The organism is Ramlibacter sp. (genome assembly GCF_028291745.1).
Taxonomy (GTDB): domain Bacteria; phylum Pseudomonadota; class Gammaproteobacteria; order Burkholderiales; family Burkholderiaceae_C; genus Ramlibacter.
In genome coordinates, this window is sequence record NZ_JAQGNQ010000004.1 from 20301 (window position 1) to 29363 (window position 9063).

Annotated in this window: 12 protein-coding genes; 8 read left to right on the forward strand and 4 right to left on the reverse strand. The window is 67.5% G+C overall.

Annotated elements, in window-relative coordinates:
- The first annotated feature begins 51 nt into the window (after positions 1-51).
- From lepB to nagZ, 8 genes are read left to right on the forward strand one after another with little or no spacing between them, the layout of a single operon-like run.
- Positions 52-1020, forward strand: a complete 969-nt coding sequence (gene lepB / locus JWP60_RS00535; protein WP_299785344.1) for a signal peptidase I — start codon at positions 52-54, stop codon at positions 1018-1020.
- 23 nt (positions 1021-1043) lie between these two features.
- On the forward strand, positions 1044-1400 hold the full coding sequence (locus JWP60_RS00540) for a DUF4845 domain-containing protein (protein ID WP_299785324.1): 357 nt from the start codon (positions 1044-1046) through the stop codon (positions 1398-1400).
- A 4-nt stretch (positions 1401-1404) separates the two neighbouring features.
- Entirely contained in the window at positions 1405-2088 is a 684-nt protein-coding gene (gene rnc / locus JWP60_RS00545; RefSeq protein ID WP_299785326.1) for a ribonuclease III, read from the forward strand.
- Between the two features lie 38 nt (positions 2089-2126).
- Positions 2127-3056 (forward strand): GTPase Era, encoded by a 930-nt coding sequence (era, locus tag JWP60_RS00550; protein WP_299785346.1) that lies wholly within the window; start codon positions 2127-2129, stop codon positions 3054-3056.
- 32 nt (positions 3057-3088) lie between these two features.
- On the forward strand, positions 3089-3841 hold the full coding sequence (recO, locus tag JWP60_RS00555; protein WP_299785328.1) for a DNA repair protein RecO: 753 nt from the start codon (positions 3089-3091) through the stop codon (positions 3839-3841).
- Positions 3838-4653, forward strand: coding sequence for a pyridoxine 5'-phosphate synthase (locus tag JWP60_RS00560; RefSeq protein ID WP_299785330.1), 816 nt, complete (start codon positions 3838-3840; stop codon positions 4651-4653). Before recO ends, JWP60_RS00560 begins: the two co-directional genes overlap by 4 nt.
- Position 4654: 1 nt before the next feature.
- Positions 4655-5059, forward strand: a complete 405-nt coding sequence (gene acpS, locus JWP60_RS00565) for a holo-ACP synthase (protein ID WP_299785332.1) — start codon at positions 4655-4657, stop codon at positions 5057-5059.
- Positions 5056-6144, forward strand: coding sequence for a beta-N-acetylhexosaminidase (gene nagZ, locus JWP60_RS00570; RefSeq protein WP_299785334.1), 1089 nt, complete (start codon positions 5056-5058; stop codon positions 6142-6144). The genes acpS and nagZ overlap by 4 nt, the downstream gene beginning before the upstream one ends.
- 272 nt (positions 6145-6416) lie before the next feature.
- Here the strand turns inward: nagZ and JWP60_RS00575 are convergent, their stop codons facing one another.
- From JWP60_RS00575 to JWP60_RS00590, 4 genes are all read right to left on the reverse strand, one after another.
- Complete coding sequence (locus tag JWP60_RS00575; RefSeq protein ID WP_299785336.1) at positions 6417-6692, reverse strand: hypothetical protein; 276 nt, start codon at positions 6690-6692, stop codon at positions 6417-6419.
- A gap of 170 nt (positions 6693-6862) precedes the next feature.
- A complete protein-coding gene (locus tag JWP60_RS00580; protein WP_299785338.1) occupies positions 6863-7369 on the reverse strand; it encodes a YgjP-like metallopeptidase domain-containing protein in 507 nt (168 codons plus the stop codon).
- On the reverse strand, positions 7366-8628 hold the full coding sequence (locus JWP60_RS00585; protein WP_299785340.1) for an Hsp70 family protein: 1263 nt from the start codon (positions 8626-8628) through the stop codon (positions 7366-7368). Before JWP60_RS00585 ends, JWP60_RS00580 begins: the two co-directional genes overlap by 4 nt.
- Before the next feature lie 7 nt (positions 8629-8635).
- Positions 8636-9063: amino acid--tRNA ligase-related protein (locus tag JWP60_RS00590; RefSeq protein ID WP_299785342.1), on the reverse strand; the 428-nt coding region annotated here is incomplete at its 5' end.

Genomic DNA, 9063 nt, shown 5'->3' on the forward strand with positions numbered 1-9063 from the left:
AGGGGGCACAAGCCTCCCTTGGGGCGGCCCGGCGGGAGGCCTGACACAATGATGCCCTTCCTCACGGCCGCAGTCCTCGCGGCCTTTGTCGGCTATGCCGGCGCGTGGTACTTCGAGATGGTCGAAGGCAACTTCGCCCTGCTGCTGTTCCTGGCGACCGTCGTCACGGGCCTGTACTGGCTCGCGGAGCGCATGTGGTACCTGCCACGGCGCCGCCGCGCGGCGGCGCAACTCGAGGCGAGCGCGAGCGCCCGCAACGCCAGCCTCAACGACCAGGGCATCGTGGTGCCGCCCGACGCGCACGTCGAAGAAGCCAGGCAGCGGGTGCTGGCCCAGCCCTGGTGGCTCGACTGGACGGCCGGCCTGTTCCCGGTGATCCTGGCCGTGTTCGTGCTGCGGTCGTTCCTGTTCGAACCGTTCAAGATCCCTTCGGGCTCGATGATCCCGACGCTGCTGGTCGGCGACCTGATCCTGGTCAACAAGTTCACCTACGGCCTGCGCCTGCCCGTGGTGAACACGAAGCTCACGCAGGGCACGGGGCCCAAGCGCGGCGACGTGATGGTGTTCCGCTATCCGCCCAAGCCGAGCCTGGACTACATCAAGCGCGTCGTCGGCTTGCCAGGTGACGAGGTCGCCTACCTGAACAAGCGCCTGACCATCAACGGCCAGCCGGTCGACGAGAAGCGCGTGACCGACTTCTTCGACCCCGACGCCATGCGCTACTTCAAGCAGTTCGAGGAGAAGCTCGGTGACAAGACGCACCGCCTCCTGAACGACGACGAGCGCCCGGCCTTCGTGCCCGGGGTGGAGGATTTTCCGAACAAGGAAAATTGCCAGTACAGTGTCGAAGGGGTCGTCTGCAAGGTACCGCAAGGGCAGTACTTCATGATGGGCGACAACCGGGACAATTCGCTCGACTCGCGCTACTGGGGTTTCGTGCCGGACAGGAACATCGTGGGCAAGGCCTTCCTGATCTGGATGAACTTCGGAAACCTCAAGCGCATCGGCGTCTTCCAATAATGAGGTCTGGACGGAGGGATTGGATGGCAGGCAAGTATCGGCAGCGGGGCATTTCGATGTTCACGCTGCTTTTCATCCTGGTGGTTCTCGGCGCGGTGGGGGCGATGGTCTTGCAGGCCTTCCCGTCGATCGTCGAATACCAGGCAGCACTCAAGGCGATCAACCGGGCCAAGGACGAAGCCACCGTCGCCGGCGTGCGCTCTGCCTTCGAGCGCAGCGCGGCGATCGACAACATCAGCTCGATCGGCGGCAAGGACCTCGAGGTCACCAAGGACGGCGACCAGACCGTCGTCTCGTTCGCCTACCAGAAGGAATTCCACATGTTCGGTCCCGCGTGGCTGACCCTCAAGTACGAGGGACAGTCGCACCGCGGCCGCTAGCAAGGTGTCCGAAGCGCAGGCGGCGCTGCAGGAGCGGCTGCAGCACCGGTTCCAGGATCCCCGCCTGCTTGCGCTCGCCCTCACGCACCGCAGCTTCTCGGCCGAGCACAACGAGCGGCTCGAGTTCCTCGGCGACTCCGTGCTCAATCTCGGGGTCGCCGGCCTGCTGTACCAGCGCCTGAAGGATCAGCCGGAAGGCGAGCTCTCGCGCGTGCGTGCCAACCTGGTCAAGCAGGAAACGCTGCACGCGCTGGCGGTAGCCCTGGGCTTGCCCGGGCTGATCCGGCTTGGCGAGGGCGAGGCGCGCTCGGGCGGGCACAAGCGGCCTTCGATCCTGGCCGACGCCCTGGAAGCGGTGATCGGCGCGGTGTACCTCGACGCCGGCTATGGCGCGGCGGAGGCCCTGGTGCGGCGCCTGTTCTCGGAGCTCGAGATCAATCCGCAGATGTCGGCCGCCGCCAAGGACCCCAAGACCGAGTTGCAGGAGGTGCTGCAGGCCCGCAAGATGCGCCTGCCGGTGTACCGTGTGGTCGGCACGCTCGGTGCCCAGCACAAGCAGACCTTCGACGTCGAGTGCGAGGTGAGCGAGTTGGGCCTGGTGGAGCGGGGCATAGGCGCCTCGCGCCGCGCGGGCGAACAGGCGGCCGCGGCCGCCATGTTGATGGCATTGAAAGCGAAGCAGAAATGAACACGGAAGGCGAGTCCCCCGAGCAGTCCCCGGATGCAATGCCGGAGCAGACGACAGCGACTGCCGATGCGGCCGGCCAGCGTTGCGGCCTGGTAGCCATCGTCGGCAAGCCCAACGTGGGCAAGTCGACGCTGCTCAATGCGCTGGTGGGGCAGAAGATCAGCATCACCTCGCGCAAGGCGCAGACCACGCGCCACCGCATCACGGGCGTGCGCACCGAGGGCAACACCCAGTGCGTGTTCGTCGACACGCCGGGCTTCCAGACGCGCCACAGTTCGGCACTCAACCGCTCGCTCAATCGCACCGTCACCGGCGTGATCGGCGACGTCGACGTGGTGCTGTTCGTGGTGGAGGCGGGCAACTTCACGCTTGGCGATGCCAAGGTGCTGTCGCTGCTCAAGCCCGACATCCCGGCGATCCTGGTGGCCAACAAGCTGGACCTGGTGCATCGACGCGGCGAACTCGCGCCCTGGCTGCGCGACATGCAGCAACGCCATCCGTTCGCCGAGTTCATGCCGGTTTCGGCCAAGCAGCCCAAGGACATCCTGCGGGTGCTGGAGGTCTGCGCCAAGTACCTGCCCGAGCAGGCGTGGTTCTACGAGGCCGACGAACTCACGGACAAGAGCGAGCGCTTCATGGCCGGCGAGATGGTCCGCGAGAAGCTGTTCCGCCTGACCGGCGACGAGCTGCCCTACACGTCCACCGTCGTGATCGACAAGTTCGACGAAGAGCCCAGCCCCAAGTTCAAGCGCATGGTCCGCATTGCCGCGACCATCGTGGTCGAGCGGGAAGGCCACAAGGCCATGGTGATCGGCGAAGGCGGCGAGAAGCTCAAGCGCATCGGCACCGAGGCACGCGTGGAGCTGGAGCAGCTGTTCGATGCCAAGGTCTTCCTCGAGATCTTCGTCAAGGTGCGCTCGGGCTGGGCCGACGACGAAGCGCGGGTGCGGTCGTTCGGGTATGAGTGAATGCCAGAGGGGCTAGCCCCTGGCCCCTCCCCATGAGACGCATCGCCGACGAGCCCGCCTTCGTCCTGCACCGTTACGACTGGAGCGAGTCGAGCCTGATCCTGGAGGTGCTGACGCGGCATCACGGCCGCATCGCGGTGGTGGCCAAGGGCGCCAAGAAGCCCAGCTCCAACTTCCGTCCCGTGCTGCTGCCGCTGCAGCCGCTGCACCTGGCCTTCGGCGGCGACGCCGAGATCCGCACGCTCAAGGCGGCGGAGTGGGCGGGCGGGCAGGTGATGCCCACCGGTGACGCGCTGCTGTCCGGTTATTACATGAACGAGCTGCTGCTGCGCCTGCTGGCGCGCGACGACCCGCATCCGCCGCTGTTCGACGTCTATGCCGCCGCCGTGCGTGTGCTGGCCAGCGACGCAAGCGACGCAAGCGAGATGCTGCAGCCGGCCCTGCGGGCCTTCGAGCTGCTGCTGCTGCGCGAGGTCGGCGTGCTGCCCTCGCTCGACCTGCAGACCGCGACCCTCGCTCCGCTGGGAGAGGAGGAGCGCTACACCTTGCGGCCCGAAGGCGGCCTGGTCGAGTCGCATGAGGACGAGGACCGCGCCAGCCTGGTCGGCGCGCAATGGCATGCGCTGCAGGCGGCGCTCGACGACGCCGCGCCCTTTCACGCAACGCTGCAAGCCGCCGCGACCATGGGCGAACTCAAGCCGCAGTTGCGCGCGCTGCTGCACTACCATTGCGGCGTCTCCACCCTGCGCACCCGCCAACTGATGATGGACCTGCAGTCTCTATGACCGATCACGAAGTCATTTCTCACCCTCTCCCGCGTGCGGGAGCGGGCCGGGGTGAGGGGACGACTCCCACGACGGCCCTGTCGGTCAACCTGAACAAGGTGGCCCTGGTGCGCAACACGCGCCACCTGGGCATCCCGAGCGTCACCCGCGCGGCCACGCTGTGCCTGCAGGCCGGCGCGCACGGCATCACGGTGCATCCGCGCCCGGACGAGCGTCACATCCGGCCCGGCGACGTGCGCGAGCTGCATTCACTCTTGCGCAAGGACTGGCCGCAGGCCGAGTTCAACATCGAAGGCAATCCCTTTCACAACCTGATGGACTTCGTGCGCGAACTGCGGCCGCAGCAGTGCACCTTCGTTCCCGACAGCGAAGGCCAGTTCACCAGCGACCATGGCTGGGACCTCGCGAAGGACGCCGAGCGCGTGCGCCCCCTGATCGCCGAGGCGAAGGCACTCGGCGTGCGGGTCAGCCTGTTCATGGATGCCGAGCCGCAGCAGATGGCGCTGGCCCGCGCGGTGGGCGCCGACCGCATCGAGCTGTATACCGAGCCCTATGCGGCCGCCTGGGGCACGTCGCAGCAGGCGCACGAAGTGCAGCGCTTCGCGGCGGCGGCAAAGGCGGCCCAGGCGGCGGGCCTGGGCGTCAACGCCGGCCACGACCTCAATCGCGACAACCTGCCGGCCTTCGTGCGCGCCGTGCCGGGATTGCTGGAAGTCTCCATCGGCCATGCGCTGATCGCGGATGCGCTGGAGATCGGCTACGCCGCCACCGTGCGTGCGTACCGGGCCGCCCTCGCAGCCAACGTCGCCTGAAGTGATCTACGGCATAGGCACCGACATCTGCGACGTGCGGCGCATCCGCGCGTCGCTGGAACGGCATGGCGAACGCTTCGCCCGCAAGATCCTGAGCGACGCCGAACTGGCCACCTGGAGGTCGCGCAGCGCCCGCTGGCCCGAGCGCGGCGTGCGTTACCTGGCCACCCGCTTTTCCGCCAAGGAGGCCTTCAGCAAGGCGGTGGGCATGGGCATGCGCATGCCCATGACCTGGCGCTCGTGCGAGATCGGCAAGCTGGCCAGCGGCAAGCCGGTGATCGTGCTGCACGGCGAACTCAGGGCCTGGTGCGAGGCCCGCGGCCTCGTTGCGCAGGTCAGCGTCACCGATGAAAGCGACTACGCGGCGAGCTTCGTGGTCATCGAACAGAAAGAACCGCAGCCATGAGCGAACACGCCCCGGTCATCATCGACGTTGCCGGCCTCGGCCTGGCCAACGAGGACCGCCGCCGCCTCGTGCATCCGCTGGTGGGCGGCATGATCCTGTTCGGCCGCAACTGGCAGGACCGCGAGCAACTCTCCGCGCTGTGCGCCGAGATCAAGGAGCTGCGCCCCGATCTGCTGATCGCCGTCGACCACGAGGGCGGCCGCGTGCAGCGCTTTCGCACCGGCGGCTTCACGCACCTGCCGCCGATGCGCCGCTTCGGCGAGCTGTGGCTGAAGGACAAGAAGGGCCGCGAGGGCTCCGGTGCCATGGCCGCCATGGGCGCGGCTACTGCGGCCGGCTACGTGCTGGGCGCGGAACTGCGCGCCTGCGGGGTCGACTTCAGCTTCACGCCGGTGCTGGACCTGGACTTCGGCGCCAGCTCGATCATCGGCGACCGCTCCTTCCATCGCGACCCGCGGATCGCCACGCTGCTGGCCAGGAGCCTGATGCACGGGCTGCTGCAGGCCGGCGTGGCCAACTGCGGCAAGCATTTCCCCGGGCACGGCTTCGTCAAGGCGGATTCGCACCTGGAGATCCCGGTCGACAACCGCAGCCTCAAGGCCATCCTGCAGGAGGATGCCATTCCGTACGAGTGGCTGGGCAACACGCTCACCAGCGTGATGCCTGCGCATGTCATCTACAGCAAGGTCGACAGCCTTCCGGCGGGTTTCTCGCCCAAGTGGCTGAACGACATCCTGCGCGAGCAGCTGCAGTTCCAGGGCGCGATCTTCAGCGACGACCTGAGCATGGCGGGCGCCCGCAAGATCGAGGGCCGGGACGTGACTTTCACCGAGGCGGCGATCGCCGCGCTGCAGGCCGGTTGCGACATGGTGTTGCTGTGCAACGAGTCGGTAAACAGCGAAGGCGGCGCCTCGATCGACGAGATGCTGGAGGCCCTCGGCGAAGCGCAGTCGCGCGGCGAGTGGCAACCCAGCGAAATGAGCGAACACCGCCGCCTCGCCCTGCTGCCCTGCGGCTCCTCGATCACCTGGGACGCGCTGATGACGGAGCCGCGGTATATGCGGGCGCTGCAGTTGCTGCCGTGAGCAGGAGCGGATGTCATCCGGACTCGACGAGGATGTCATCCCGGGGCTCGCTGAGGATGTCATCCCGGGCTTGACCCGGGATCCACGCTGCGGTTGATCAAGTGCCGCATGGATTGCGGGTCAAGCCCGCAATGACATGGTCTGAGCGAAAAAGGCCCACCCTTTCAAGCAGGCCCTTGCTCGCCAAGGACATGGTCTTGAACCAAAAAAAGGCCCGCCCTTGCGGGCAGGCCTTTCCTCTCGCCGCCACCCCAAGGGTCAGGCGGCCTTCTTCACTGGCACTGCGCGATCCGGAAGCAGCCGTGGAACAGGATCTCCAGCTGCTGCCGCACCTCGGCGTCCTGGAAGGGCGCGTTCATCGTCTCCACCAGCGGCTTGCGGTAGCCGCTGTCGATGGCGGCGTCGAACATCGCCTGCACGGCCTCGTCGCCCCCTGCCACGGTGACCAGCGCGATCGCGCGCGCGGGCTCGTCGATCAGCAGCTGCGCGAGCTCGTCGATGCACTCGAGGGCCGCGTCGTAGTGCCCCTGGTATTCGGTGGATTCCATCTCATTCTCCAAAAAAAAAGAGCGAGCGGGACCCACCGCCCGAGCGGGAACAGGGTCCCGCTCGGGTTGTTGAAGACCGGCGATGTGCCGGCTGATCACGGATTGCTCCGGAACCAGGCGCCATTGAGCGCGCGCTGCCGCCGGCGGTCAAACGACCAGGGCCAGCGCGTTCACCCCCAGGCGAGCGCGCCATGCGCATCGAGATGCGTCAGGTACAGGCGCACATCGAATTCGAGCTGGTGGTACTGCGGCTCCATGCGCGTGCACAGCGCATAGAAAGCCTTGTCGTGCTCGCGCACGCGGAAGTGCGCGAGTTCGTGCACCACGATCATCCGCAGGAAATCCTCGGGCGCCTCGCGGAACAGCGTCGAGACGCGGATCTCGCGCTTGGCCTTCAGTCGGCCACCCTGCACGCGCGACACCGTGGTGTGCGTGCCCAGCGCATTGCGGATCACGTGCAGCGCGTTGTCCCAGGCTACCTTGGACAGCGGCTCGGAACTGCGCAGGAACTCGCCCTTGAGGTCCACGACGTAGTCGTACAGCGCGCGCTCCGAGCGGATCGCGTGCGCCTTGGGGTACTTCTTCAGCAGCAGCTCGCCCACCCGCTGCTGCTCCAGCAGTTCGCGCACCTGCTGCTGCACGGGCTCGGGATAGTGCGCCAGGTACTTCAGGTTCATGCGCGTCCCTGCGCATACGACAGCCCCGAGGCGACGCCGCCGAACAGGTCGCCTTCGATCACGGGCGTGCCGGCGAAGCGCTGCTGCAGCAGCGCCTGGAAGGGCCGCAGCGAGGAGGAGCCGCCAGTGAGATAGATCGCATGCAGGGCCGTCCCCTTGCGCCCGGCCGCCGCGACGCAGTCCGCCGCGCAATCCACCACCTGCTGCAGCAAACCCTCGAGATCGCTGGCCATCGCCTCGGCCGCTATGGTCGCCTGCAGCTTCGCCTCGACGTGCGACAGGTCGATCGTCGCGCTGCCGCCATGCAGCGACACCTCGATCTTCGCGCGCTCCACTTCGCTGGCCAGCAGGTGCCCCAGGCGCTGCTCCAGCACCGTCATCAGCCGGTCGTGCAGCCGCGTGTCGCCATAGCTGCTGCGCAGGTCGCGCACTTCACGCAGCGTGCGCGGCGCATACATGCGGTGGATCAGATGCCAGCTTGCCAGGTCGAAGAAAGTGCCGCTCGGCACCTCGCGCCCGCTGGGGCCGATGTGGCGGAAACCGAGCAGCGGCATCACCTGCTGCAGGTTCAATCGACGGTCGTAATCGGTGCCGCCGATGTGGACGCCGGCGGTGGCCAGGATGTCGGCGCTGCGATCGCGCTTGCGCATGCGCTTGGGCCCGAGCCGCACGACGGTGAAGTCGGAGGTGCCGCCGCCGATGTCGACGATCAGCACCACCGCCTCGTCCTGCAGGCGACGCTCGTAGTCGAGGGCCGCCGCGATCGGCTCCAGCTCGAACGACACTTCGCTGAAGCCCGCGCTGGCGGCGCATTCGGCCAGCGCCTGCTGCGCGCGTTCATCGCGCTCGGAATCGTCGTCGACGAAGTGCACGGGCCGCCCGATCACCACGCGCTGCGGGTCCGTCCCGAGGTGGCGGCCGGCGCGGGCGCGCAGTTCGCCCAGGAAGCGGCCGATGATCGCCTTGAAGCTCAGCACGCCGGTGCCGATCGCCGTCTCTTCCTCGAGCAGGCTGCTTCCCAGCAGGCTTTTCAGGGAGCGCATCAGGCGGCCGTCGAAGCCGGCCAGGTAGAGCGCGATCGCATCGCGGCCGAAATGCGTGCTGCGGTCCTCCGCGTTGAAGAACACCGCGGTCGGGATCCCGGTGGCGGTGCCCTCCAGCGGCACCAGCCGCGCCAGTCCGTCCGGTCCGACGAAGGAGACCGCGGAATTCGAGGTGCCGAAGTCGATCCCGAGCGCCGGCGCGCTGGCGCGGCTCATCGTTGCTTCAGGCCTCGCGGCGCAGGGCGGGGAACAGGATGATGTCGCGAATGCTGGCGCTGTCGGTCAGCAGCATCATCAGGCGGTCGATGCCGACGCCGCAGCCGCCGGTGGGCGGCATGCCGTATTCCAGGGCCCGCACGAAGTCGTGGTCGAAGAACATGGCTTCGTCGTCGCCCGCGTCCTTCGCGTCCACCTGCGCGGTGAAACGCGCGGCCTGCTCCTCGGCGTCGTTGAGCTCGGAAAAGCCGTTGCCGAACTCCCGGCCCGTGATGTACAGCTCGAATCGCTCGGTCACTTCCGGCCTCGCATCATTGGCCCGGGCCAGCGGCGAGATCTCGGTGGGGTGTTCCATGATGAACGTGGGCTGCCAGAGCTTTTCCTCGACGGTCTCTTCGAAGTACAGCACCTGCAGGCTGGCCAGCGAGCGCTTCG

Coding starts and splice junctions, on each gene's coding strand:
- lepB (WP_299785344.1), top strand. CDS start 52: ATGCCCTTCCTCACGGCCGCAGTCCTCGCGGCCTTTGTCGGCTATGCC.
- JWP60_RS00540 (WP_299785324.1), top strand. CDS start 1,044: ATGGCAGGCAAGTATCGGCAGCGGGGCATTTCGATGTTCACGCTGCTT.
- era (WP_299785346.1), top strand. CDS start 2,127: ATGCCGGAGCAGACGACAGCGACTGCCGATGCGGCCGGCCAGCGTTGC.
- recO (WP_299785328.1), top strand. CDS start 3,089: ATGAGACGCATCGCCGACGAGCCCGCCTTCGTCCTGCACCGTTACGAC.
- JWP60_RS00560 (WP_299785330.1), top strand. CDS start 3,838: ATGACCGATCACGAAGTCATTTCTCACCCTCTCCCGCGTGCGGGAGCG.
- nagZ (WP_299785334.1), top strand. CDS start 5,056: ATGAGCGAACACGCCCCGGTCATCATCGACGTTGCCGGCCTCGGCCTG.
- JWP60_RS00575 (WP_299785336.1), bottom strand. CDS start 6,692: ATGGAATCCACCGAATACCAGGGGCACTACGACGCGGCCCTCGAGTGC.
- JWP60_RS00580 (WP_299785338.1), bottom strand. CDS start 7,369: ATGAACCTGAAGTACCTGGCGCACTATCCCGAGCCCGTGCAGCAGCAG.
- JWP60_RS00585 (WP_299785340.1), bottom strand. CDS start 8,628: ATGAGCCGCGCCAGCGCGCCGGCGCTCGGGATCGACTTCGGCACCTCG.